Consider the following 25726-nt stretch of genomic DNA (forward strand, 5'->3'; position numbering starts at 1 on the left):
AGATATAATTCAGCTATAATTCTAGAGTGAAAAATATCATAAAAATCTTCAAAATTAGTAAGCCGCAACATAAGTGGATTTTGGTGGCTTGTGTTTTGATAACTATTCAGGCCGTTTTGCAACAAGCAACACCTGTTACATTAAAATTTGTAGTTGATGAACTCTCTGCTCAAATTGCAAATCAAAATGGAGATTATGAAAAGCTGACCTGGTTATTTATTTTGATTTTAGTTATTAATTTGTCCGTAGTTATTCTAAACACGGGTAACCAAAGACTGGGGGACTATATAGCTTCCCGTTTAGGTAGATTCTTAACAGAAGTTTTCTATAAAAAAATATTTACACTCCCACAATCTTTTTTTGATGGTGAAATATCTGGGAAAATTGTAAATCAATTAAATAGGGGAATTGCCTCTATACGGGACTTTGTAAACGGTGCCACTAATTTTATAGTTCCTGCACTTTTACAGGCCATATTTGGAATTGCAGTTTTGTCCTATTTTGATTTAACCATAGGACTTTTAGCCTTGTCTGTTTTTCCTGTTTACATATTAATTACTAGCTACTCAACTAAAAGGTGGGGTAAGGTACAGGAGGAAAAAAATGTATATGAAGATAGCGTTAGGGGCAGAATTGCAGAAGTTATAAACAACATAAGACTTGTAAAAACTTATTCTACACAACCAAAAGAATGGAAGTTTGTCTCGAATAACTACCAAACAATTAATAAGCTATATGACAAACAGTCAACTGAATACCACATATTAAATTTTATAAGAGAGTTTGGTTTGGAAGTAGTATTAGTTGTTATTTTGTACTTAATATTTCAAAAAACATTTTTTGGCAGTCTAACATTGGGTGAAATGGTCTTAATTATCCAACTTCTAAATCAACTAAGATGGCCACTATTTGCAATGAGTTATATTTTAGAAAATGTTCAAAGGGCAGAAGCAGACTCAAAAACCTATTTTGAAATTTTAGACTTAAAATCAAAAGAAAAATTTATTGAAAAATCGACTGGAGCCTTGGTTAAAAAACCTGAGATAATATTTGAAAATGTTAGTTTTGCATATCAAAAAGACGACGAAGTTTTAAAGAATATAAATCTAACCATAAAATCCAACCAAACAGTAGCTTTAGTTGGACACTCTGGAGCTGGGAAAACAACATTAATAAATTTGATACTTAAACTCTATGAACCGACAAAGGGTAATTTGTTTATGTCTAAGAAAAATTATTCACGAAGTGATCATTCTTGGGTCAGAAGCCATATGGCCCTGGTTTTTCAAGACACTGAGTTGTTTTCAACAACCATTAAAGAAAATGTAGCCTACGGAAAAGAAAATACTACAGATAGAGAAGTAATAGATGCACTCAAAAAAGCAAATGCTTGGGACTTTGTTGAAAAGTTTAAAGACGGATTAGACGAAAAAATTGGCGAAAGGGGAGTTAGGCTCTCGGGTGGTCAAAAACAAAGAATTCAGGTTGCCCGTGCCATACTCCAAAACAAACCAATTTTAATTTTAGATGAAGCAACAAGCAGTCTTGATTCTAGGTCTGAAAGCTTGGTCCAAGAAGCCTTAGAAGAATTATTTAAAAATAGGCTAGTTATTATAATTGCTCATAGATTTTCAACTATTCAAAATGCAGATAGGGTAATTGTGTTGGATCAAGGTGGTATTGTAGATGATGATACACCACAGAAGTTAGCCAAGAAAAAAGGTTTGTACCAAGAACTACTTCAATATCAAATTGCAGGAAACAAAAAACTCTTAAGCAAATATGAGTTGAGGTGAGTAGAGTTGAATCAAGTTGGTAGCTAGTATAAAATTTATCTATACCAGAACGAATCGGTGTGAAGATTGAGGGACGTCTCAATCCATTTACTGGAGCCAAGGTGATTCTGTATGTAGAAAACCAACCCAGAGGGTTAGTCGCAAGAGCAACAAAGCTAATTAAATATCCAATTAAACTTTCAGATGTTGATGCACAAAAACTTCAAAGAGAGATTGCTAAAGAAGAGTCAGATGAACTGTGGGGACCAGAGGACTGACTTGCAACACAGACAGGGGTAATATTTGTTATTTAGTTAACACCCTAAATATATTTCTTTACACTGTGAACATCGATACCCACTTGAAATAAATGCATTTATGGGGGTTCCACAAACTCCACAATTTTTGACAAATTTTTCACTCCCACCAATAATTATTGAGTTAGATTGTAGTGTGTTTATATATCCACTACCACCTCCAACACATACTAAAGAATGTTCACCTATTGCGCCCAGCCTCATCATTTCTTGCGCAAAGAAATAAGAAGGTGCTCCTCGAGCTATCAACCCACCTAAATAGGTTTTGTGATCCTCGCTTAGGAGCTTAACTTTATCGCCTTTTGGTATATAAGGTGACAAGACATGTATTATTTCTGCAATTGATAAATCCGTACCTATGTCTAAAAGTGCACACCTGAGTTCTTCTGGTGTATTGATTTTTTCTGTCTGTTTTGGAAACAACTGTTTTGCAAGCTTAAGACATTGGTCTCTACTACATTCAAATATAATCATAATATTATTGAGCTTCTTCTGACCGGCAGGTGTTACTGATGTCTCGTGTAACACAATTTTGTTTTCATCGTATAAACCCTCTTTTTTTAACTCTGGACTGATCCAAACGGACAATTGACTCTCTTCTTTTATACTCCACCTATCTAGTTGCCAAAGAGCTGAGTATTCAACAAGACCAAGATAACTACTTTCTTCGTGAGAATCAGGCGTAATTAGATTGTGTAAATACTCATTTGTGTCTGGGTCAACTAGTCCTTCCTTGTCAACCCAAAAGAAATAACTGTCAGGTAATCTGTTTGTTTCCTTGAAAATTGATTCAACATACGAAATTCCAGTTTGAAGGTTTGGAGTTTTTTTATATCTATATTTAGATATACCTTGAATCGTGTTTAGCTGTTCTGTCGTTGTCATTTTCCTGCTCGGGTTTCTAAGCTTTTTAAAAGCCATTGGGTTCTGGGTTTACAGTAGCGGCACTCCCACGGAATTTCACCGTGATTCACCAATATCTACAATATATGTTGTGATATTATTTATGTAAAGAGGTAGTTAAGGGTGGTGATTACAAATGGCAAAAAAACAATTCAATGATTTATCAAAATTTTTAATGGCGGGTGCAGGTATGGCAGTTTTGTTGGCCATGGTTGGGTATTTAGGTTATGACCTGTGGTTAGCGTCAACACAGTGGCTATTAGTGTCTGCGGTAATGGCAATGTTTGGGGTATATATGAAGCTAAACAAATGACACCTTGTGCCTAGCGGTAATCATGCGTTAAATCTGCGGTAAAAATTATAATTTGACAAAACTAAATAGTGGTAGTAATCTTTAGCCCTAAGATGGAATATAAGAAAAAAGATGTGGTTATTGGCTTTATAATAATTCTCCTTATACTTTTTGGCCTTTACACCTACAGAAAAATAAAAACTCCAAAACCCCTTAATACCGACACTAATAACGGCATCAGTTTTATAGAAGAACTTAAAGACAGTTTCAATTATGAAATTGCAGACGATGTTAAAACCATTAGACTTGAAGATGTATCAGGTGGAGACGGTCGTGGAATAGCTACTGAAAATGAAATACTGGCAGACCTTAGTGACCCTGAAACGGGTTATTATTATCAAGTTTGGCTCGAAAAAAATGGTGAATATATCTCACTTGGAAAAATGGGAATTGTTAAAGGTGGCTGGTTGTCTAAGTATGATAAATCAAGTTATGAGGGTTACAACAATGTTGTAGTCAGCCTAGAGAAAGTGGTTGATAATAAAATAGAAACAAAAATCCTTGAAGGTTCATTCTAAAGAGGGTATATTTAAGTAGTGAAAAAAACTATTCTTTTCTTCGTACTCTTTTTACTTTTTCTTTCTTTTCTTGTCTTTTTTGTTAGTGTTTGGAACAACCTAAATATATATAGAAGCGAAGATAGTAATGTTAGTAAAGTTGTAGAAACACTGAAAACATCCCAAGCTGTGCAGTCACTATATCTAGATTATTCAAACGAGAATTATGATAGTGCCCTACAAGACAAAAGGGTAGTGATTCTATTCTTTACGTCAAATTGGTGTGTGGAGTGTTTGGAACAGGACAAAGTTAACTTGGAAGTTTTTGACGACTTAAAAGATAAAGGTTTGGTGGGGCTGAGGATTCATATATTAGACTCAGAAACAACGACAGAGACCGATGCATTAGCCAAGAAGTTTGACATACACAAAGAAAACTCCTTTGTAGTTTTAAATCAAAATGGGGCTGTCCACTTTAAACACACCGGAAACATTGAAAAGGAATTATTAAAACAAAAAATAGAGGAGGTGAGTACAAACCTATGAATATAACTGTTTATTCAACAACTACCTGCCCATACTGTAAGATGGTTAAGGATTATCTTATTTCAAAAAATATTTCATTTGCTGAAAAAATGGTAGATCAAGACGAAAATGCAAGAAATGAAATGGTGGGTGTTTCAGGTGGGTTTTTGGGAGTACCTTTTACTGTAATATTAAAAGAAGATGGAACAAAGGAAACCGTGGTTGGATTTGATAAAGGCAAATTCGACTCTATGGTTAAATGAATTTTGCCTTTCGTCTACGCCGTAAAGGTAAGTTTGAAAGTATATAAATTTGGAGGTTTATTAGTATGATATTTGTTAATTACAAAACTTATGAAAGTGGCACTGGAAAGAATGCTGTTTCGTTGGCAGAAGTTATTAAGGAGGTTAGTAGTCAAGCCGGTGTTAAAATTGTACCTGTTGTTCAGGTTGCTGATATCAAAGAAATAGTAAGCACAGTAGGTATGGAGGTCTGGTCACAAAAAGTTGATCCAGTTACTTTTGGTGCTCACACTGGAAGTGTTATTCCAGAGTCTGTCGTTGAGGATGGCGCTAAAGGTACTATACTAAACCACTCAGAGGGTAGATTTACTGACTTTGAGACACTAACCACTGCACATAAGAGGGCTAAAGAAGTTGGTTTAAAAACACTAATTTTTGCAAAGGATATTGTAGAGCTTGAAAAGGTGGCTACTCTTAACCCCGACTTTATTTCATATGAACCAGAGAACTTAATCGGTAGTAAAGATATATCAGTTGCAACAGCAGAACCAGAGGTTATTAAAAGTGCCTCAGACATATCCCAAAAAACAGGTATTCCCTTAATTGTGGGTGCAGGTGTACACTCATCACTAGATGTCAAAAAATGTTTAGAATTAGGTGCGGTTGGTGTAATAGTTGCATCAGATATTATGAATGCAGTTGACCCCAAAAAAGAACTATTAGATTTAACGGAAGGTTTTAAAGCATAAATTATTTATATTATGAATGTTTACATATAAGATATGATAAGAATATTTCTAGGAGCAGATCATAGGGGATACGAATTAAAAGAGAAAATTGCCTCTTGGCTTTTTGATTTGGGTTATGATTTTGAAGACTTAGGCGCAACTTTTCTAGATCCAACCGACGACTATATAAAATATGCTTCAGATGTGGCCTCAATGGTTGCTAAAAGACCTCATTCAAAAGGAGTGCTACTATGCGGTAGTGGAGTTGGTGTAGATGTTGTGGCTAACAAGTTTGATGGTATTAGATCTTCAATTGGAAAATCTGTCCTACAGGTAAAAGCAGGTCGAAGTGACGATGATATGAATGTTTTAGTAATTGCATCTGACTTTACAACAGTTAAAGAAGCAAGGGGAATGTTAATTGCATTTCTTGAAACAAAGTATGAAGAAAACGCGAGACGTGAGAGAAGGCTTGATGAAATTGATAAAATAGAGGCTAATAATTAATCCTATTGATTGTCTACAATACAACCCGTGATTTGACTTGTATCGTGTCCATCAGCTTGCAAAACCTCTTTCAGGCATTTACCTGCACATTTACCACTATCTCTTTTAACATTTTGGCATTCAAATTCTATTATGATATTACCATCAACCTGTCTTACACCAATCGTACTCTGAGCCAGTAAGCAAATACGCATTGCATATACTTGTGCCATATCAGAAGTTAATCCATTTTCTCCAGCTAAGGTAACCGTTGTTCTGCAAAATTCTGACATTTGCCGTATTCTAGCCAGTGTGTGTGTGTGATTGTCAAGATTAAGGTGATATTATTAAATAATGAAACTATTATCTTCACTTAAAGAAGCAGATTTAGCTGGTAAGAGAGTAATTGTTAGGGGAGACTTGGATATTACTGACTTTTCTGAAAATGATATTAGACTCCAAAGGCTTGTTCCAACTGTAAAATTTTTGCTTGAAAATAAAGCTACTGTTATTTTAATTGGCCATATTGGTAGGCCTGATGGCAAAGCTGAAGAAAAGTATAGCTTGAAGCAACTTCAGCCTATTTTAGAGAAAATGATTGGAACAAATGAGGGTTGGGAACTCAAGGAAAATTTAAGGTTTGATCCTAGAGAAGAACAAAATGATGAAAGTTTTGCAAAAGAATTATCTAGTTTGGGTGATATTTATGTAAATGAAGCTTTTAGTGTATCTCACAGAAAACATGCTTCAATTGTAGGAATTCCTAAGTTTTTACCTTCCTATGCTGGTCTAAATCTCGAAAATGAAATTATGAATCTAAGTAAAGTCTTTGAACCCATTAGACCGCTTGTAATCTTAATTAGTGGAACTAAAGATGACAAATTAACAATGATTGAACCATTGTCAAACTTGGCAGACAAGGTTTTAGTCGGGGGAAGACTACCAGACTTGTTGGGGGATAAAGGTTTGGAAAGCATACGTTTGCAGGGAGATGGCAGAAAGGTTTTAATAGGCAACTTGATAATGGATAAAGAAGATATAACCTTAAATACAATTGATATTTTTTCAAACGAAGTAATGAAAGCAAAAACTGTAGTTTTGGCTGGTGTTTTAGGTAGATATGAAGATGAGGGCCATAGCCAAGGGACAAGAAAAGTATTTACGGCAGTTGCAAACTCAAAAGCTTTTAAGATAGTTGGTGGTGGGGACAGTTTAAATGCTATCAATAAATATGGTTTAACAGACAAGTTTGATTGGGTGTCAGTAGGGGGTGGGGCAATGCTAGAGTTTTTGACCAAAAAAACACTTCCAGGTATTGAAGCACTTCAAAATTAAACATATACTGTAGTTACTGCTCATATGATTAATATAGGTATCAATGGATTTGGAAGAATTGGAAGACTAGCCTTCAGGATTGCTGTTTCTAAACATTTGGGCGAGGTTAAGATTGGTGCAATTAATACTTCAGGATCAATGGACTCTTCAGGTTGGGCACACCTTGTTAATTATGACACGATGTATAGAAAATATGAGTATGAGGTAAAAAGTGACGACTCGACTAAAAACGAAGAAGTAATTGGGAACTTAAAGATAAGTGAAAGAAATGTGGATGTTCCACTTTTAGCACAACGCGACCCTGCCTTAATTCCCTGGGGGAAGTACGGTGTGGATGTTGTGATTGAGGCAACTGGTAAATTTACTTCAGAGGAGGATGCCAAAAAGCACGCAATTGGTGGAGCTAAGAGAGTTATTATTTCAGCACCAAGCAAAGGTGGTAATGTGGGCACTTTTGTTTTGGGGGTTAATGACACAAACACTGAGGCTCAAGTTATATCTAACGCCTCTTGTACTACAAATTGTGTTGCTCCCGTTGCTGCAGTAATGCATGCAGCCTTTGGAATTGAAAAGGCGATGATGACAACTGTACATAGTTATACTGATGACCAAAATTTACAAGATGGTAGTCATAAAGATTTAAGAAGAAGTCGTGCAGCTGCTCAAAACATTGTTCCAACAACAACTGGAGCTGCAATTGCTGTTACTGAAACTATTCCAGAGCTAAAAGGTTTGTTTGACGGTATGAGTTTAAGAGTGCCGGTTGCAACTGGTTCAATTACTGATTTTACATTTCTTCTAAAAAAAGATGTAACTGTAGAGGAGGTAAATAACGCTTTTAAAGAGGCAGTTAAAAACCCCATTTATAAGGGAGTTTTAGCGGTTTCTGATGGCTTTTTAGTTTCAAGTGATATCGTTGGTCGAAGCGAGTCTGCAATTGTTGACTTGCCATTAACGCAAGTGGTTGCGGGGAATATGGTTAAAGTATTTGCATGGTATGACAATGAATGGGGTTATGCAAACAGGTTAGTGGAACAAGTAATTCGTGTCGGACGATCTCTTGATAGTAATAAAATACCTACAGACACAATTACTTTGTTACATTCTAATAATTAGTCTTTTTAAATATAAACTGTATGGAAGAAAAAAAATATTCTAGTAAAAAAGGATATATCAAAAGCATTGCTTTTTTTGGAGATGCTGATATTTCTGAAGTGGACGAAACATATACACAAGCTTTTAAACTTGCAGGGATACTTGCAAAAGAAGGCTATGTCATTGTAGACGGGGGAGGTCCCGGAGTAATGGAGGCCGCAACCTCTGGTGCCAAAAAAGAGGGAGGAAAAACAATCACGGTAACTTTTGATCCGACAAATGCACCAGGATTTGAAGGTAAGTATGTTGGCAATGTCCCGGATGAAGAAGTTGTAACTACCAACTACATTGAAAGGATGTTTAAACTAATGGAATATGGAGATGTATTTGTTTTATTTAAAGGAGGTAGTGGAACAATTTCAGAATTTGGTACTGCTTGGGTTTTGGCAAAACTATATCATGGTCACCATAAACCATTTATTTTACTTGGTAGCTATTGGGCTGAAATAATTGATGTGTTTAGAAAACATATGAATATCGACGCAAAAGAACTTTCTGTTTTTGAAATTGCACATAGAGTTGAAGATGTTTTACCAATAATTAAAAAGTTTGAAAAACAAATGGATGGAAGAGATCACTCAGAAGATCATAATATGGATAAATATGACAAGGCGTTTCAAATATGACAAAGTATACAATTGAAGAATTACAAGAAATATCAGTAGAAGTCAGGCAAGATATCATAAAGATGATATTAAAAGCTGGCTATGGCCATCCTGCTGGATCGCTTGGAATGGTTGACGTTTTTGTGGCCCTTTATTACGGTATTTTAAATCACGATCCCAAAAACCCCGATTGGGAGGACCGTGACAGATTAATACTATCAAACGGCCATATTTGTCCTGCTAGATACGCGGTAATGGCTTATAGCGGATATTTTGATATCAAAACCTTATTTAAAATTGGGGAAATGGGAGGGCCACTTCAAGGTCACCCAGACAAAAGGTTTCTAGCTGGTGTAGAAACAACCTCTGGTCCTTTAGGGTCAGGTTTATCTCAGGCTTCAGGAATTGCGTATTGCGCTCGTATGGATAAGAAAAGGTTCAGAACCTTTTGTATTACCTCAGATGGAGAACATAATGAAGGAAATCACTGGGAAGCGGTTATGTTTGCAGGTAAAAACAATCTTAGTAATTTAACAATGATAATTGATAGAAACAATATCCAAATCGATGATTTTACTGAAAATGTTATGCCACTTGAACCACTGGCTGAAAAGTACAAAGCTTTTAATTGGTCAGTATTAGAAGTTGATGACCACAATATTACTGAAATAATAAACGCTTGTAATAAAGCCCGAGCAATCTATGAAAACCCAACAGTAATTATTGCAAGGACAATTCCAGGCAAAGGAGTTGATTTTATGGAAAATAATCCAAACTGGCATGCAAAAGCACCAAATGATGAACAAGCAAAGCAGGCAATAAAAGATATTAGGACAATGCAGGGGAAAGTCTCACCTTATGGTGAATGATGTTTACCTTAGTTGATGAATCAAGAAAATGATTAATACAAAATTACAATTATCAGACAAGTTGTTTAAGAAAGATATTGAAGCCAAGTTCATGAGAGATGGTTTCGGTCATGGTTTACTTGAAGCGGGAGAGAAGGATGAAAAGATTGTTGCATTAACGGCCGACTTAAAAGAGTCAACAAAAGTAAACTATTTTGCAGATAAATTTCCAGATAGGTTTATAGAAGTTGGGGTTGCAGAGCAAAACTTGGTCACAATTGCCTCAGGTATGGCAAATTACGGCAAAATCCCATTTGCAACAAGTTATGCCTGTTTTTCACCTGGTAGAAACTGGGAACAAATAAGGACAACCATTGCAATTGATGGTTACCCAGTAAAGATAATTGGGGCTCAATCGGGTTTGAATATTGGTCACTATGGTGTGACACATCAAGGTCTAGAAGATATTGCTCTAACAAGAGTTATTCCCAATATGAATGTTGTTGTTCCAAGTGACTATAATGAAGCCAAAAAGGCAACCTTAGAAATGGCAAAAATTGATGAACCTTTCTATATGAGACTTCCAAGAATTGAGAGCCCTGTTTATACAACAGATAAAACACCATTTAAAATCGGAAAGGCAAATATTTTAACTGAAAGTAAAAATCCTGAATGCTTGATTGTTGCTTGCGGATTAATGGTATATGAAGCACTGCTTGCCTACAAAGAATTAGAAAAAAATGGTATTGATACAATTGTTGTAAATCTTCATACAATTAAACCACTGGATGAAGAAGTAATTATAAAGTATGCAAAACTTACAAATGCAGTTGTAACAATTGAGGAGCATCAGGTACTGGGGGGAATGGGGTCTGCAGTATCAGAAGTATTGTCAAAAAGCTTTCCAGTACAAATGGAGATTTTAGGCGTACAAGATAGATTTGGCCAGTCTGGGAAACCAAAGGAATTGTTTAAGGAGTATGGCTTAACCAAGGAAGATATTGCAAAAGCAGTTAAAAAAGTAATTGCTAGAAAAAATGTTTGATGATTAACAAGGCTTGGTCATTTTATTTTTAAATGGTAGTCTTAATATATGAATGAAACAATTTCCAAACTATCACAACCCAATAAAGGTATTTTGGCTGCTGACGAATCTACTCCTTCTATAATAAAAAGATTTTTGAGTTTAGGTTTAACCTCAACCCCAGAACTAAATAAGGAATATAGAGAAATGCTGTTTTCTACCCAAGATATGGAAAAGTACGTTAGTGGAGTAATTTTATTCGATGAAACAATTAAACAAGGGTTAGTAGAAACCCTAAGAAACAAAGGTATTGAAGTTGGCATTAAAGTTGATGAAGGTTTAGAAAGCTTTAATGGTAGTGATGAAAAAATTACAAAAGGAATAAGTGGTCTTTCTGAAAGACTTGAGGATTACAAAAAGCTAGGAGCAACTTTCACTAAATGGAGAACAGTAATTATGATAACTGATATCTATCCAACGGAGGCATTTTTATCAGAGTCATTAAATAAGATGGCAGATTATGCGAAACTGGTCCAAGATAAGGGTATGATACCAATTATTGAACCAGAAGTTCTTTTAGATGGTAATCATACTAATACTCGATGTGAAGAAATTTCTACAAAAGTATTAAAGAAACTTTTTGAAATTCTAAAATCCAAAAATGTAGATTTAGCATCCACAGTTCTAAAAGCAAGTATGGTTATGCCTGGCAAAGAAAGTGGAGTAGTGGTTATGCCTTTAGAGGTTTCAAATTCAACATTACGTACCTTTAGAAATTCTGTTCCAAACGAAGTTCCATTAATAGTCTTTTTGTCAGGTGGTCAAACTCCAGATCAGGCGACATTTAATTTAAATGAAATAGTGAAACTCAACACAGATAAAAATTTCGGTAGTTGGGATTTATCTTTTTCATTTGGGAGGGCTTTACAAGAAGAAGCAATGAAAGAATGGTTGGGAAATATTAATAACGTTTCCAAAGCCCAAGAAGTATTTTTAGAAAGGCTTAAGAAAGTCTCAAAAGCAAGACAGGGGAAATTGTCATATGAATAACTTTGAATTACTATCTATAGGTGATGCTAATCTAGATGCTTTCATTGTTCCCTCAGAATCAGAGTCACTATGCGAAATTGATACAAAAAAATGTTTAATTGCTTTTTCATATGGTGACAAGATACCAGTTAAGAATTTGGAGTTTTCAGTTGGTGGAAATGCTGCAAATAATGCCGTTGGTACAAAAAGGTTGGGTGTAAATACAGCAGTGGTTTTAACACTTGGGGATGATAGTACGGGTTTACAAATAATAGAGAGATTAAAGCAGGAGCAAGTTGATCTAACTTATGTCATTCAACAACCTTCAACTCTATCTAATTTCAATGTAGTTGTAAGCTACACAGGAGAAAGAACAATATTTACCTACCATTCTCCACGTTCATACGAGTTTCCTGTTCAACTGCCTAAAGCGCCTTGGGTTTATTTAACCTCAATGGGTGAGTCGTATAGACCTTTTTATAACCATATTTCTGAATGGCTTGTAAAAAATCCTGAAGTAAAGTTAGCTTTCAATCCTGGTAGTTGGCAACTTCGCGGTGGGGTGCAAGAGATTGGTAATATATTTAAACTTTCAAGTATCGTTTTTGTAAACAAACAAGAAGCCGAAAAACTTACAGGATATGAAGCAAAAGGTGGGGTGACCAAAGAACTCCTAATGTCTCTTTCTGGTTTGGGTCCTAAAATTTCAGTGATAACTGACGGTGGAAATGGTGCATATCTTTTTGACGGTAGTAAATTCATTCATTGTGGAATTATGCCAATGGACGCATATGAGAGAACTGGGGCGGGCGATGCATTTGGTTCAGGATTTTTGTCAGCAATTATTAAAAGAAAAACAGTTGAAGAGGCACTTATTTGGGGAACTGTCAATTCCGCATCAGTCATAGGCTACACTGGGGCTCAGAAAGGACTATTAAAAGAACAAGATTTAGACACTTGGGTTGAAAGGTTTAAGTCTTCAGGGGTTAAAGTCGAGGAGATGTAGTTGGGCAAGGGGCAAATTCACATTTTGGTCCACTTCTTCCAACAGCAGATCCATCAGGGCAAATTTTAGCTTCCATGGTACAAGCAACAGGTTTTGACCTCTGTGTTTGATATGCAAAAAATCCTGCAATTGAAATGGAAAGTAGCAATAAGAATATAAGAATGGCAATTAAATAGGTGGGTGGTTTTTTATGTTCCACTCTTTAAATATACTGCCATAAATGCTAGATTTAAAGTATGAAGATTTTTGTTTCTAGAAATATTCCAACAACAAAACTTGAAGTTTTAAAAAACAGTAACCAAGAGGTAATAATTTCTGAGTTTAATAGGCCTCTAACTTCGGAGGAATTAATAAGTAAGGCCAAGGGATCAGATGCTGTTTTATCATTACTTACAGACAGAATTGATGGAGAGGTAATGGATGCAATTGGTCCACAGTTAAAAGTAGTTGGTAACTACGCAGTTGGCTTTGACAATATTAATGTTAAAGATGCAACTGAAAGGGGAATAGTAGTTTGTAACACCCCTTGTAAAGAGGTTGATGAGGCCGTGGCAGAACACACTTGGGCACTTTTGACATCTCTTTTAAGAAGAATTGTTGAGGCAGATGAAGCCACTAAAAGGGGGGCTTATAAAGGTTGGGAACCTGATATTTTTTTAGGTACCACACTAAGGGATAAAACATTAGGAATAATAGGACTTGGAAATATTGGCAAGATGGTTGCCCAAAAAGCAGTGGGCCATAATATGAAGATTATTTACAATAAAAGAAATAGAGATCCTGAGTGTGAGGAAAAGCTGGGTATAAAATATTGTGATATTGAGACACTTCTTTCGGAAAGTGACATTGTAACTCTTCATGTTCCACTAACAGACGAAACAAGGCATATGATTAAAAGTGAGTCCCTATCTAAAATGAAAAAAGGATCATATTTAATTAACACAGCAAGAGGATCGGTTGTTGATGAACACGATTTAGTAGAATCTTTAAGATCGGGACACTTGTCTGGTGCAGCCTTAGACGTGTTTGATAATGAGCCAAACATTGACCCAGAGCTTATAGGTATGGAGAACGTTATACTAACCCCCCACATTGCATCAGCAACATATGAGGCAAGAGAAAAAATGGGTGAATTAGCAGTAAGTGGAATTTTAAAAGTTTTAGATAACGAACTTCCTGATAATATTGTAAACAGTGATGTTTGGCCAAATCGCCGGAAATAAAATGGGACTATTCAAGAAAGATGAGGAATACATCGAGGAAGTAGAGGAACTAAATTTTCCAAAAAGAAAATTCAAAGACTTAAAGCCTGAGCATGCCAAAAAACGCAAGGAACCAGTAAAACCTTGGGGCAAATTTGAAAGATTATTCATTCTGGTTATTCTAATTTTAACTGTTGCCACTTCTGGGTTTTTGGCTTTGTCGGCAAGAAATTATAAATTACCAAAACTTCCGATTTTAAAATTACCAAACCTATCTGAACTAAATCCCTTTAAGGAGCAGGTAATAGTTGTTGGGAATAAAGGGAGCCAGGTCTCACAAAAGAAAATTGATAATACCAAGCGCTTGTTTAAAGAGGCTACGAATAGTTACTCTGGGATCTATGCATTTTATATCTATGACTTAAAAGGGGATTACTACTACGGTTTAAATTACCAACAAAAAATGCAGGCCGCCTCATTAATTAAATTACCAGTGATGTATCTCGCAATGAAAAATAATGAGGATAAAAGCTTGGTTGAAGCTATGGGCAAGAGGTCAGATAACTTTGCCTTTAATACCATAGTTGAGAGTTTGGGCAAAGAGGTTGTAAACAATACCATCTACGATCTTGGAATGCCAAACACTTCCTTAAGTGAAAATACTACAACACCAGAGGAAGTGGGACTATTTTTCAAGAAGTTATACAAACACGAACTTTTAGACTATGACAATTCACAAAAATTAATAGGTTATATGACCAATACTATCTTTGAAGATTGGTTAAGAGCTGGAATTCCAAGTGAATACAAGTTAGCACATAAATATGGTAGAGAGGCGAGGTCTGTAAGTGATGCGGGGATTGTGTTTTCTGAAAAGCCTTTTGTATTGGTAATTATGACAGATGGTGTGATTGAAAGAGAAGCAGATGAACTATTTCCAAAACTTACTAAGTTACTATATACTGAACATACAAATGAGGACAGCAATTGAATACATAAAAGAGGCGTTAAAGATTTATTTTAAGAAAGAGAATATGGCCTTTTTCATTAAAGTCATGTCTATCCCCGTTATATTTTCGACTTTAGCCACATTCTTATATGAATATTATTATCCTACCGAAAATTATCAGGAATTTGATATGTCAGGTGGATTAACTATCTTTCTGGTTTTAACAGTAGTATCAGCACTACTTAGTTTTTGGATGCAAGCATCTGCATATTTTTCAATTTTAGAAATCAATAAAAATGAATTTGAGGTTGTCAAAAAGTCACTAAGAATGTTACCTACTTTTGTAGGAGTCAGTTTAGTTTTAGGTTTAATTATTCTTTCAGGCTTATTGCTACTTATAATACCTGCAATTATTTTTGGGCTTTGGTATTCATTTACATTGTTTTTAGTTTTTGATAAAAGTATGAGCTTAAGAGAGGCACTGAAAGCTAGTAAGTTGATGGTCAAGGGTAGGATGATGAAAGTGTTTGGAAGATTTATAGTTTTTGGACTATTCAGTATTGTTGTCACAATGTTTGTAACAATTATCCCAGTTGCTGGAAGTCTAGTTATGGGTTTACTATCCCCACTATTTCTCTTGTCTTCCTACTTGCTTTACAAAGATTTGCTTTTGATTAATAACGACACGAGTGAAGTTGTGGCTAGTTAATATTCGGACCCTCTGTCATTCCCGCTGGATCTACTATTTTTGGACAGTTCATCTGATTTTCTTCTAAATACCATTCAAACCTACCGTAACATTCTTTTTGGATTAAGCCATTAGGGATAGCCCACTCAACAGCCTCCTTACCCATTAAAAGAGAGGTCATTATTCTATTCCAAATTGGGGCTGCCCCTGTTATACCTGATGCTATTCTACTCATAGATGAACTATCGTTATTACCAACCCAAACTGCTGTCAAATAATCTTGGTTAAACCCGATTGTTAAGTTATCTTTTAGGTCATTACTTGTTCCTGTTTTTACTGCAACTTCTGGGTGGTTTGGAATAACAAGTTTGGAGTTTGTTCCAAAAGCTGGAGATCTTGATACGTTGTCTTTTAAAATATCAATCAAAAGATAGGCTACTCTCGAGTCAATTATTAGTTTATTCTTACTTTTACTTTGTTCATCACGTTTATATATGGTTTTATCTTTATAATTTACTATTTCCGATATATATATCAGGTCATTTTTAACTCCACCGTTTGCAATTACTGAATATGCTTGGGCAACATCTAAAAGTTTGGTTTCTCCACCACCCAGCGTTAATGATAGCCCAAAACGTGACCTATCTAACCAAGTGGTTATGCCCATTTTCTCACCCAAGTCAATAATTTTTGTTACCCCTAATGACGCCAAAATCTTAACAGCAGGTATGTTTCTTGACTGCGCTAAGGCTTGTCTGATGGTAATTTTCCCTTTATATAGGTCATCATAGTTTTTAGGGGAATAGTCTTTTTGTCCAGGAACTTTAAAAGTAATTGCCGAGTCATCTATAATAGTTGAAAGTGTAAAGCCACTACTTAACGCAAGTGTATAGGTTACAACCTTAATTGATGACCCAGGTTGTCTTAATCTTGTGGTGACATTTACATTGCCATCGTTTTCTGTGTCAAAATAGTTTTTACTTCCCACCATAGCCAGAATTTCTCCGTTATGGGGGCTTAAGACCACAGCCGCACCATTATTGACGTTCAACCTTTCAATCTTTGAAACCTCGTCTCTTACTGCTTCCTCTGCGATTTTTTGGATATCGTAGTCAAGTGTCGTGGTAACAGTTAGGCCCCCAGTGGTAACTACCTCTTCTCCATATTCTTCAATAAGTTTTTCGCGAACGTACATCACAAAATGGGGAGCTTTAATGTCTTGTTTATTGGGTGCAAATGTAATTCGTTGCTCAAGTGCTTCAGACTCTTGGTCCTCGCTAATAAACTTATTAATCTTCATTAAATACAGGACTTCCCTTTGTCTAGAAAATGTTAGGTCAGGATTGTTGCCAAAAGGGGAATATCTTGTGGGACTCTGGGGAAGACCTGCAAGAAGTGCACTTTCAGCTAGCGTCAAGTCTTTAACGTCCTTATTAAAATAATGTTTCGAGGCTTCTTGTATGCCATAGACAGTACCACCATAACTTACTTCATTTAAATACATTTCTAAAATTTGATCTTTCGAGTAATTAAATTCGACCATAACTGAGAGTATTAACTCTCTAACTTTTCTAATATATGTTTTCTCTGAAGATAACAGGGCATTTTTGACTAACTGTTGAGTAATGGTTGACCCGCCCTGAAGTTTACCTTCAGAAATATTTTTAACAAGAGCTCTAAACATTCCTCTGAGCGAAAATCCTTTGTGATAATAGAATTCTGCATCTTCCGCGGCTATCGTAGAAAGAATAACGCTTTGGGGAATTTCTTCTAATTTAACAGGAGTTCTGTTTTTATCTTTATAAATCGTGTATAAAAGAACTCCATTTCTATCGTATATTTTAGTAGAGACTTCAATTTTTCTTGACATTAGCTCTTTGTAAGAGGGCAGATCTTTAAAAATAGTAAGGTAAGTAATAAAGGTAATTACAGTAATACCCAAAACAATAAACAAATACCTTTTTTTAAAAGAAATTTTAAACCTTGGAAAAGTATAGTTTTTTAAAAAATTGTATTTAATTTTAGGTAAAGCAAAACTTCTAATTTTGGGAAACTTTGGAAGTTTTATTCTTCTAATAGAACTACCAACAAAATAAAAAACAAAAATAACTGCTATAAAAATATGAGAAAAGATAAAATAGAAAGGTTTCCCAATAGCAGTTAAGATAAAAGCTATTAGCGAAAGGGCAGTGGTGGTTTTTTTCTTTTTTCCAGCCACAGGCAATTGTACCAGTTTTGTTAGTTACTTTTAAGTGGGTATCTAATAGTTGCAGAAGAACTGGAAATGGGGCACTCAAGACAGTAGATTGCTCCTGTTGGGTCTGTGTAAACTGTTTTTGACTGCATCTCTATTTGCTCAGGAAGAGCATCAGAGTTTGCAACTTGACCAGTATCTCTAAATACCCACAAATCTTGGTGGGTTACGTTTACTGTTGTGGGGATGGTCCCTGCCAAAAAATACTCAAATCTGGATGGACAGCCTGGATTATTTGGGTCACCTGACAATATGGCTCCACCAGTATCAGAACAGATTGTTCCTCCGACGACTTCCTCTGGTTGTAATGGCCATGAGTGACCATCACTATCAGAGTCATATGCACCCTTCTCACTTTTATCAAGGGCAAATTTTATTACACGGTTCCATATTGGTGATGCTCCAGTAACTCCAGAAACAGCACCACCCATTGGAGTGTTGTCATTATTACCTACCCACACAACCACAACTATTTGTTTTGTGTATCCAATTGTCCAATTATCTCTTCTGTCATTTGTTGTACCTGTTTTTACAGAAACTTCTGGATGACCCCTGACATTTAAAAAACTAGATGGGCCAAAAGCCTCTTGTCTGGCGTTGTTGTCATGCAGGGCGTGCGAAATTAAAAATGAAGTTCCTGTATCTAATACTTTTTCACCTGATAATTTTTTGTTACCAATGTTAACCTCTTCTAAAATTTTGCCTTTCCAGTCTTCAATTTTGGTAATTGCTAGTAATGGTTCTTTGACCCCTCCATTTGCAAAAACACCAAAAGCTACGGCCATATCAATAGGCTTAACTTCTCCTCCTCCTAGTGTCAGCGATAGCCCGTATCTGTCTGGATCTTCAAAAGTAGTGAGACCAAGAGAATTTGCAAATTCTACAAACTGTTTTACACCATTTACAGCCAATATTTTAACAGCAGGAATATTTAAAGAGTTTCCCAAGGCAAACCTTGTTTGAACAAGACCTTTAAAGGTTCCATCATAGTTTTTAGGGCAGTAAAGTGATTGTCCAGCAACTGCAAAACAAGATGGTGTGTCAGCAAAAGTTGTTGCTAGTGTTATTTTTTTGCGCGAGATTGCCAGAGCGTAGTTAAGGGGTTTAATTGACGAACCAGGTTGACGATTGGCCAATGTAACGTTGACTTTACCGTCCTCGTCTTCGGCAAAATAGTCTTTACTTCCTACCATCGCAAGTATTTCTCCAGTCGATGGGTGGGTAACGATTGCAGCTCCATTTCCCACCTTCTGGTTTTTAAGTTTTGCGACTTCTGTGGCAACCGCCATTTGAGCAAATTCCTGAAGTTCTAAATCTAAAGTGGTGGTAACTCTAAGTCCACCTTGTTCAACCATTCTTTCACCATACTTTTCAACCAGTTGTTCTTTCACCCAAAGGGCAAAATGGGGAGCTTTGGGAGCTTCAATTTTTGTGTACTTTAATTCTTCTTCAAAGGCCTTGTCAGCTTCTTCTTGGGTAATGTGTTCATTTATAACCATTTGATCAAGCACTTGTTTTTGTCGTTCTTTGGCAAGTTCAGGTCTTGCTCCAAAAGGTGAATATCTTGTAGGGCTTTGAGGCAAACCTGCAAGTAAAGCAGATTCTGCAAGGCTTAAATCTTTGGCTGGTTTTTTAAAATATAGTTCACTTGCTGACTCAATTCCATAGGCGGTCGATCCATATGGAATTTGGTTTAAATACATTTCAAGTATTTGGTTTTTTGAATATATTCCCTCAACCACCATTGTCAAGAAAAACTCCCTTGCCTTTCTCCGAATAGTTCTTTCAGGAGAGAGTAGTGCGTTTTTAACAAGTTGTTGGGTTAGTGTTGATCCTCCTTCAAGTTTTCCTCTGGTTACAATTTTCCAAGCAGCCCTAGCAATTCCAGTAAAAGAAAAACCGTAATGTTTGTAAAAATCTTTGTCTTCAATTGCAATGGTTGCATTCTTAATATTGTCAGGTAGGGACTCGAGCTCAATAGGGCTTCTTCTGGTATCTGCATATATTTCATAAATTATATTGCCGTTTCTATCAAATAGTTTGGTTGAGACAGGAATGTCTGGTGATGTTAGTTTAGTAGGAAGGGGTATTCCCCAAAAAAGCCACAAAGAAAAAGAAATTAGAACGGTAAAAAAAATAACTCTTTTTCTATTATATTTACTAGATAGGTGTTTTTTGATTTTTGAGAAAAAATGTCGCATACTTGATTTTAATGGATATTGGTTTAGAAAACAAAGTTTGGTGGACATATATAGAAAAAGACCTTCAGGAATTGTTGGTTGCTTCTGAGTTTTTGGCAAATGTAGTGAGGAGTTGGGGAGGAGATATGCCTCAGGGTAGGAAAGTTTTTAGTGATTATTCATTCGTGGTTTTTCCTGCAGCAAAAGCATATGAAGGTTTTTTGAAAAAAGTATTTCTAGATATGGAGTTTATTACCAGTGAAGATTATCATGGTAAACGATTTAGGATTGGAAAAGCACTAAATCCATATTTAGATAAAAGGTACAGAGAAAAGGAGAGTGTCTATGACAAACTAGTTAAATACTGTGGCGGTAAGGAGCTAGCAGATGACTTGTGGAACACTTGGACTTTATGTAGAAATACTGTTTTTCATTGGTTTCCAGATGAAAAAAAGGCAATCACTTTTGACGAAGCCAAAACCAAAATAGATATGGTTATTGGCTCTATGGATAAAGCCTTTGAGGGTTGTAAACTTAAATAGCAATATTAATTATGAGCAAGACTTTAAATTTCAAAAGGGCAGTTTATCTGGCAGCGTACCTACTAATAGTATGGGGTTTTTATAGATTTCTTTTTCAACTTCCAGAAGAGATTGAGGAAACAATAATTAAACCACTGGTTTGGCTAATCCCAGTTATTTATTTAGTTAAACTAGAACGTCGTGGTTTGGAATCTGTTGGTATAACTTTCAAAAATTTGTTTCCTGCAATTTATTATTCCTTGGGATTGGGCCTGATCTTTGTTTTAGAGGCAATGTTTGTTAATTACATCAAATACGATGGGCAACTTAATCTGAATGCAAATATTGGTCAATTACCGTTTATAACAGCGCTTGGATTATCTTTTGTAACTGCTTTTTCAGAAGAGATCACATTCAGGGGATACATATTTACTAGAATCTGGGACTTTATCAAAAATGAGTTCACTGCCAATATCCTAACATCTGTTTTTTGGGCTATGATTCATGTACCCATAACCATATTTGTTTGGAAATTGGATTTTTCAGCAAGTCTAATATATTTAGCACTAACCACCATTTTTGGTATTGGAAGCGCTTTTGTATATGCTAGAACTAAAAACATTTTGGCACCAATTATTCTTCATGTATTATGGCAGTGGCCAATAATTTTGTTTAGATAAGGAGACATAAGTGACATTGTTTGCAGGAGTTGACTGCTTAGTATACAATTACAATTACCCAATTAGTTTTGGGTAATTTATGAAAAGCAATGTTGCAGTTAATATCATTACAATAATTGTTGCTTTCACCATACTTTCGGCTTCATTTTTCAAAACAGTTAGTATTAAATATGCCTATACGCCACTGGTTTTATCAGAGAATACTGAACAAAAAAATACAGAAGATGATCTTTCGGTAGATTATGTATTGGCCTACCCTGGAAAAATTAATCCCGACAATCCACTTTGGTACCTAAAGGCCTTAAGAGATAGAATTTGGGTTGTTACAACTTTTGATCAAAACAAAAAAAGTGATCTATATTTATTGTTTGCCGACAAACGTTTGGTTTCTGCAACAATGTTATTTCAAGACAATAAACCCGATTTGGGTCTTGTCACACTAACTAAGGCTGAAAAATATCTTGAAAAGGCATCAAAAACAGTATCTTATACTGATAGTTATGAAAAGTTGGCGCTTGCTTCACTGAAGCACAGAGAGATAATCGAAAGACAAATACTACCTTTAACCCCAGAAGACCTAAGGCCTCAAGCTATAAAAACAATTGACTACTCAAAGGAAGTATATAAAGTAATGAGTGTTAATTTATTGACGATTGGCTTGAATCCACCGCAAAATCCATTTGAATAGTATCCTTTTTTTATACTCGATTTTAAAATAATCTCCGCAAAATTTACGCGAGCAAAAATGAAAGAAATTTTTTTGAAGCTACTCAGGCTTAAAGGTGATATATTTAATACTAAAAGTTTATAGTTGACTCTCTACCCCTAGTGTTAGATCATCTGTCTTGTTACTAGTGATAGTGTTTTTTGCTTTCATATGTGAAACATAGTTATTTTATGTGAAACATAGTTACTACTTGTGAAACGCAAAAAATTGTAACTAAAAGAAAAAAGTACATATGAAATGTCCATTTTGTAATACCAAGGAGACACAAGTTCTTGAGTCAAGAACGAGCGACGATGGTCACGGATTAAGAAGGAGAAGGGAGTGTACCAAGTGTGGTAAAAGGTTTACAACACATGAGTCAGTTAAAACATCTGTACTCTGGGTTATTAAAAGAGATGGCAAAAGAGAGCCTTTTGATAAAGAGAAAGTAAAAAGAGGAATATTAAGATCAATCGAAAAAAGACCAGTTTCTTTAGATTTGGTTAATGAAATAGCAGATGAGATAGAGAGGGAAATGCTAAAAGCAGAGAATGAAGAAATATCAAGCAAGTTAATAGGTGGTGCAATTTTAAAAAAGTTAAAGAAAGTTGACAAGGTAGCTTGGTTAAGGTTTGCAAGTGTCTATTTACAGTTTGAAGACTTAGAAGATTTTGAAAAAATAATATCTAAAAATATATGACAAAAAAACAAATTAAAAATAAATTATTAAAATTTGAAGATTACAAAGCTCCTACCTATGAAAAAATACGAAAGGAAATTGATAAGAAAGTTGGTTTAAAACCAAACCTGCCACAGGACTTGCCCAAGGGTGATTGGACAGAACAGGCATTAAAGGTTTTGGGTGAAAGATATCTTGTTAAAGATAATAACTTAAATCCAATTGAATCCCCAGAAGATATGATTTGGCGTGTTGCTTGGGATGTTGCCTCTAGTGAAGCCAGGTGGGGTGCAACTAAAAAAGATGTGATGAAGTCTGCAAGAGAGTTCTACAATTTAATGGTTTCAAGAAAATTTTTACCAAATTCTCCAACCCTTATGAATGCCGGTACTGGCAATGGTTTGCAATATTCTGCCTGTTTTGTCCTTCCTGTTGAGGATTCGATGGAAGGAATATTTGATGCTCTAAAACATCAGGCCATAATTCACAAAACAGGTGGTGGTACTGGGTTTTCATTTACTAGACTTAGACCATCTGGATCGTTAGTCAAAACTTCATCTGGTACTGCATCTGGGCCAATATCGTTTATGAGAATATTCGATGCCGCTACTAACGAGGTTAAACAAGGTGGAAAAAGAAGAGGTGCAAATATGGGAATTTTAAGGGTTGACCATCCAGATGTTATGGAATTTATCCATTGCAAAGAAGAGGGGGGTATTACAAATTTCAACATATCAGTGGCGATTACAGACAAGTTTATGGAGGCTTATAGAAATAACGAGGACTATGAGCTTATAAATCCAAAAACAAAAGAGGTTGTTGGAAAACTATCAGCCAGAGTTGTTTTTGATGAGATTGCTGACGGTGCTTGGAGGACAGGAGACCCTGGATTAATTTTTATAGACAAGATAAACCAAAGTACTGCAAACCCTGTTCCAACAATTGGAGATATTGAAGCAACCAACCCCTGTGGAGAACAACCTCTTTATCCTTTTGATGCTTGTAACTTGGGCAGTATATTTTTAACTTACTTTGTAAAAAATGGTGAGGTAGACTGGGATGGAATAAAAGAGATATCAAGACAAGCAGTTAGATTTTTGGACAACGTCATTGAAGTTAATCCGTATCCACTAGAGCAGATAAGGAATACAGTTTTTGGTATCAGAAGAATTGGACTAGGAATTGGAGGTTGGGCCGATATGCTTCTTGAGCTTGGAATTCCTTATGACAGTGAAGAAGCCTTAACTCTTGCAGAGCGTGTTATGAAAACAATTAACGATGAGGCAGTTTCTGAGACAGAAAGACTTGCTAAAGTAAGAGGAGCCTTCCCAATGTTTGAGGGGTCAATTTATAAAGGGACAACTCCCAGAAGAAATTCAACAGTCACTACAATTGCACCTACTGGTACGATATCAATAATTGCAGGTAGTTCTTCAGGTTGTGAACCGCTTTTTGCAATTGCTTTTCAACATATAGTTAAAGATAAGCATTTGGATAGAAAGTTAACTTTTGTTAATCCAAAATTTGAAGAAGTTCTTAAAAAAGAAGGTATTTGGAGTCAGGAGTTGATGGACAAAGTCGGAGCGAAAGGTGTTGTCAGAAATATTCAAGAAATTCCAGAAAAAATAAGAAATATTTTTGGTACGGCCCAAGAAATTACCCCTACTTGGCACATAAGGACACAAGCAGTTTTTCAAAAACATACAGAGAATGCAGTGAGTAAGACTATTAATTTAGACAATTCCGCGACAGTTGCAGACATTAAAAATGCCTATCTTGAGGCTTGGGATACAGGGTGTAGGGGTATAACTGTCTTTAGGGATGGATGCAAAGATGTTCAGGTTTTAAACTTGGGTACAAAAAACGATACTGTAAAGACTGATGTAAACACAAACACCCAACAGGAGGTTGAGCCAATAAGACAACGTCCTTATAAAGTAACTGGTTCAACGTACAGGATGCATACTCCAGTGGGGACAGCATTTATAACAATTAATGAAGATGAGAACGGTGACCCATTAGAAGTCTTTGTGAACGTTGGCAAAGCTGGTTCTGATGTTGCTGCTATGGCAGAAGCCTTAGGTCGTACTATTTCAACCGCCTTAAAATTTAGAGGAAATGTTTCTGCAAAAGAAAAAGCAAGAGAATTTGCAGACCAACTTTCAGGAATTGGTGGAAGAAGGTCAATTGGATTTGGTCCAACAAAAATAAAATCTCTTCCAGATGCAGTAGCTGGTGCGTTATCTGTTCATTATGATTTTGGTATAAATGGATACCACAACAGCCCAAATGTTTTTGGCGTAAATGACTCAAAAAAAGAACCAGTAAGTGAAGTAATTGCATCAATTCCATCAACCACAAAAGAACAACAAGACACTTTGTTTCTTCATGCTACAAAAGAAAAAGTTGGTGATATCTGTCCAAGTTGTGGAGCAGGAGCATTAGTTTTTGAAGAAGGGTGTAGTAAATGCCACGCCTGTGGACATAGTGAATGCTAAAGTAAACTTGCGAAACCAGAATTTGATAGAATAACTCCATGTCAGTATATACAAAAACAGGGGATAAAGGGAAAACTGGAACCTTTGGTGGGAAAAGAATTTCAAAATCTTCCAAGTTAATTCAAGCCATAGGGGCAATTGATGAACTAAATTCATACCTTGGTATTGTGGGTGGTTTAACGGAAGTACAAAGAAACTTGTTTACTGTTAACTCAATTCTATCTGGCGCCAAGCTTACACTTCCAAAAGATGCGGTTAAAAAATTAGAAAAAGAAATAGATAGAATGGAAGGGGCAATGCCAGTTCTTGCCAATTTTATAATCTATTCTGGAACACCAAGAGCCACTAAAATTTATTACGCTAGAGCACTTGCGCGTCGTGCAGAACGAATGCTAGTTTCTGCTTCAGATACTAAACATCCAAATTTAGACAAACTTGCCTACTTAAATAGACTTTCAGATTATCTCTTTACCCTTGCCCGCTACACCAATTTCAAACAAAAGACGAGAGAAGAAACTTGGAAAATAGTTTAGCTTCTGTTG

General features: G+C 35.8%; 29 protein-coding genes. 24 read left to right on the forward strand and 5 right to left on the reverse strand.

Annotation, left to right across the window (positions count from 1 at the left end; genetic code table 11):
* Window positions 1–26 precede the first annotated feature (26 nt).
* A complete protein-coding gene (locus QY322_03425) occupies window positions 27–1796 on the forward strand; it encodes an ABC transporter ATP-binding protein (GenBank protein ID WKZ25410.1) in 1770 nt (589 codons plus the stop codon).
* Between the two features lie 59 nt (window positions 1797–1855).
* Window positions 1856–2053 (forward strand): hypothetical protein, encoded by a 198-nt coding sequence (locus tag QY322_03430; GenBank protein ID WKZ25411.1) that lies wholly within the window; start codon window positions 1856–1858, stop codon window positions 2051–2053.
* 36 nt (window positions 2054–2089) lie between these two features.
* On the opposite strand, the gene QY322_03435 is transcribed toward QY322_03430, so the two are convergent.
* On the reverse strand, window positions 2090–3013 hold the full coding sequence (locus tag QY322_03435) for a C1 domain-containing protein (GenBank protein WKZ25412.1): 924 nt from the start codon (window positions 3011–3013) through the stop codon (window positions 2090–2092).
* A 118-nt stretch (window positions 3014–3131) separates the two neighbouring features.
* Between QY322_03435 and QY322_03440 the strand changes: the two genes are divergently transcribed.
* The 6 genes from QY322_03440 (at window position 3132) to QY322_03465 (ending at window position 5846) form a co-directional block, all read left to right on the forward strand.
* Window positions 3132–3308, forward strand: a complete 177-nt coding sequence (locus QY322_03440; GenBank protein WKZ25413.1) for a hypothetical protein — start codon at window positions 3132–3134, stop codon at window positions 3306–3308.
* 92 nt (window positions 3309–3400) lie between these two features.
* Window positions 3401–3865, forward strand: coding sequence for a hypothetical protein (locus tag QY322_03445; protein ID WKZ25414.1), 465 nt, complete (start codon window positions 3401–3403; stop codon window positions 3863–3865).
* An 18-nt stretch (window positions 3866–3883) separates the two neighbouring features.
* Window positions 3884–4390, forward strand: a complete 507-nt coding sequence (locus tag QY322_03450) for a thioredoxin family protein (GenBank protein WKZ25415.1) — start codon at window positions 3884–3886, stop codon at window positions 4388–4390.
* Entirely contained in the window at window positions 4387–4632 is a 246-nt protein-coding gene (locus QY322_03455; GenBank protein ID WKZ25416.1) for a glutaredoxin family protein, read from the forward strand. The genes QY322_03450 and QY322_03455 overlap by 4 nt, the downstream gene beginning before the upstream one ends.
* Before the next feature lie 65 nt (window positions 4633–4697).
* Complete coding sequence (locus QY322_03460) at window positions 4698–5360, forward strand: triose-phosphate isomerase (protein WKZ25417.1); 663 nt, start codon at window positions 4698–4700, stop codon at window positions 5358–5360.
* Window positions 5361–5393: 33 nt separating this feature from the next.
* Window positions 5394–5846, forward strand: a complete 453-nt coding sequence (locus QY322_03465; protein ID WKZ25418.1) for an RpiB/LacA/LacB family sugar-phosphate isomerase — start codon at window positions 5394–5396, stop codon at window positions 5844–5846.
* 2 nt (window positions 5847–5848) lie between these two features.
* On the opposite strand, the gene QY322_03470 is transcribed toward QY322_03465, so the two are convergent.
* Window positions 5849–6118, reverse strand: coding sequence for a hypothetical protein (locus tag QY322_03470; GenBank protein WKZ25419.1), 270 nt, complete (start codon window positions 6116–6118; stop codon window positions 5849–5851).
* A 61-nt stretch (window positions 6119–6179) separates the two neighbouring features.
* Between QY322_03470 and pgk the strand changes: the two genes are divergently transcribed.
* From pgk to QY322_03505, 7 genes are read left to right on the forward strand one after another with little or no spacing between them, the layout of a single operon-like run.
* The gene (gene pgk / locus QY322_03475; GenBank protein ID WKZ25420.1) at window positions 6180–7160 is read left to right on the forward strand and encodes a phosphoglycerate kinase; all 981 of its coding nucleotides are present in this window, start codon (window positions 6180–6182) and stop codon (window positions 7158–7160) included.
* Window positions 7161–7184: 24 nt separating this feature from the next.
* Entirely contained in the window at window positions 7185–8276 is a 1092-nt protein-coding gene (gap, locus tag QY322_03480) for a type I glyceraldehyde-3-phosphate dehydrogenase (GenBank protein ID WKZ25421.1), read from the forward strand.
* Window positions 8277–8296: 20 nt separating this feature from the next.
* A complete protein-coding gene (locus tag QY322_03485) occupies window positions 8297–8941 on the forward strand; it encodes an LOG family protein (GenBank protein ID WKZ25422.1) in 645 nt (214 codons plus the stop codon).
* Window positions 8938–9789 carry a transketolase gene (locus QY322_03490; protein WKZ25423.1) on the forward strand — a complete coding sequence of 284 codons (852 nt, stop codon included), beginning with the start codon at window positions 8938–8940 and terminating at the stop codon, window positions 9787–9789. The genes QY322_03485 and QY322_03490 overlap by 4 nt, the downstream gene beginning before the upstream one ends.
* Before the next feature lie 28 nt (window positions 9790–9817).
* Window positions 9818–10813, forward strand: coding sequence for a transketolase C-terminal domain-containing protein (locus tag QY322_03495; GenBank protein ID WKZ25424.1), 996 nt, complete (start codon window positions 9818–9820; stop codon window positions 10811–10813).
* Window positions 10814–10861: 48 nt separating this feature from the next.
* Entirely contained in the window at window positions 10862–11842 is a 981-nt protein-coding gene (locus QY322_03500) for a fructose-bisphosphate aldolase class I (GenBank protein ID WKZ25425.1), read from the forward strand.
* Complete coding sequence (locus QY322_03505; GenBank protein ID WKZ25426.1) at window positions 11835–12827, forward strand: carbohydrate kinase family protein; 993 nt, start codon at window positions 11835–11837, stop codon at window positions 12825–12827. The genes QY322_03500 and QY322_03505 overlap by 8 nt, the downstream gene beginning before the upstream one ends.
* Here the strand turns inward: QY322_03505 and QY322_03510 are convergent.
* Window positions 12808–13026, reverse strand: a complete 219-nt coding sequence (locus tag QY322_03510; protein ID WKZ25427.1) for a hypothetical protein — start codon at window positions 13024–13026, stop codon at window positions 12808–12810. The two genes, QY322_03505 and QY322_03510, sit on opposite strands and share 20 nt — an antisense overlap.
* 37 nt (window positions 13027–13063) lie before the next feature.
* Between QY322_03510 and QY322_03515 the strand changes: the two genes are divergently transcribed.
* From QY322_03515 to QY322_03525, 3 genes are read left to right on the forward strand one after another with little or no spacing between them, the layout of a single operon-like run.
* Complete coding sequence (locus QY322_03515; GenBank protein WKZ25428.1) at window positions 13064–14050, forward strand: D-glycerate dehydrogenase; 987 nt, start codon at window positions 13064–13066, stop codon at window positions 14048–14050.
* The gene (locus QY322_03520) at window positions 14025–15020 is read left to right on the forward strand and encodes a serine hydrolase (GenBank protein ID WKZ25429.1); all 996 of its coding nucleotides are present in this window, start codon (window positions 14025–14027) and stop codon (window positions 15018–15020) included. The genes QY322_03515 and QY322_03520 overlap by 26 nt, the downstream gene beginning before the upstream one ends.
* Window positions 15004–15687: a hypothetical protein gene (locus QY322_03525; protein ID WKZ25430.1), complete on the forward strand. Its 684-nt coding sequence runs from the start codon at window positions 15004–15006 to the stop codon at window positions 15685–15687. The genes QY322_03520 and QY322_03525 overlap by 17 nt, the downstream gene beginning before the upstream one ends.
* Here the strand turns inward: QY322_03525 and QY322_03530 are convergent.
* Together QY322_03530 and QY322_03535 are read right to left on the reverse strand one after the other, a co-directional pair.
* Window positions 15680–17884 (reverse strand): PBP1A family penicillin-binding protein, encoded by a 2205-nt coding sequence (locus QY322_03530; GenBank protein WKZ25431.1) that lies wholly within the window; start codon window positions 17882–17884, stop codon window positions 15680–15682. The two genes, QY322_03525 and QY322_03530, sit on opposite strands and share 8 nt — an antisense overlap.
* Before the next feature lie 20 nt (window positions 17885–17904).
* Entirely contained in the window at window positions 17905–20121 is a 2217-nt protein-coding gene (locus tag QY322_03535) for a PBP1A family penicillin-binding protein (GenBank protein WKZ25432.1), read from the reverse strand.
* Between the two features lie 11 nt (window positions 20122–20132).
* Between QY322_03535 and QY322_03540 the strand changes: the two genes are divergently transcribed.
* The 6 genes from QY322_03540 to QY322_03565 all read left to right on the forward strand — a co-directional run bounded on the left by QY322_03540 (window position 20133) and on the right by QY322_03565 (window position 25717).
* Entirely contained in the window at window positions 20133–20642 is a 510-nt protein-coding gene (locus QY322_03540; GenBank protein WKZ25433.1) for a hypothetical protein, read from the forward strand.
* 11 nt (window positions 20643–20653) lie between these two features.
* Window positions 20654–21301, forward strand: coding sequence for a CPBP family intramembrane metalloprotease (locus QY322_03545; GenBank protein ID WKZ25434.1), 648 nt, complete (start codon window positions 20654–20656; stop codon window positions 21299–21301).
* Window positions 21302–21380: 79 nt separating this feature from the next.
* Window positions 21381–21989 (forward strand): DUF5667 domain-containing protein, encoded by a 609-nt coding sequence (locus QY322_03550; protein ID WKZ25435.1) that lies wholly within the window; start codon window positions 21381–21383, stop codon window positions 21987–21989.
* Between the two features lie 271 nt (window positions 21990–22260).
* Complete coding sequence (nrdR, locus tag QY322_03555) at window positions 22261–22707, forward strand: transcriptional regulator NrdR (protein WKZ25436.1); 447 nt, start codon at window positions 22261–22263, stop codon at window positions 22705–22707.
* Window positions 22704–25184 (forward strand): vitamin B12-dependent ribonucleotide reductase, encoded by a 2481-nt coding sequence (locus QY322_03560; protein ID WKZ25437.1) that lies wholly within the window; start codon window positions 22704–22706, stop codon window positions 25182–25184. The genes nrdR and QY322_03560 overlap by 4 nt, the downstream gene beginning before the upstream one ends.
* A gap of 38 nt (window positions 25185–25222) precedes the next feature.
* Entirely contained in the window at window positions 25223–25717 is a 495-nt protein-coding gene (locus QY322_03565; protein WKZ25438.1) for a cob(I)yrinic acid a,c-diamide adenosyltransferase, read from the forward strand.
* Window positions 25718–25726: the final 9 nt, after the last annotated feature.

Source organism: bacterium (assembly GCA_030583725.1).
Classification (GTDB): domain Bacteria; phylum Patescibacteriota; class Microgenomatia; order UBA8517; family UBA8517; genus JAUYMM01.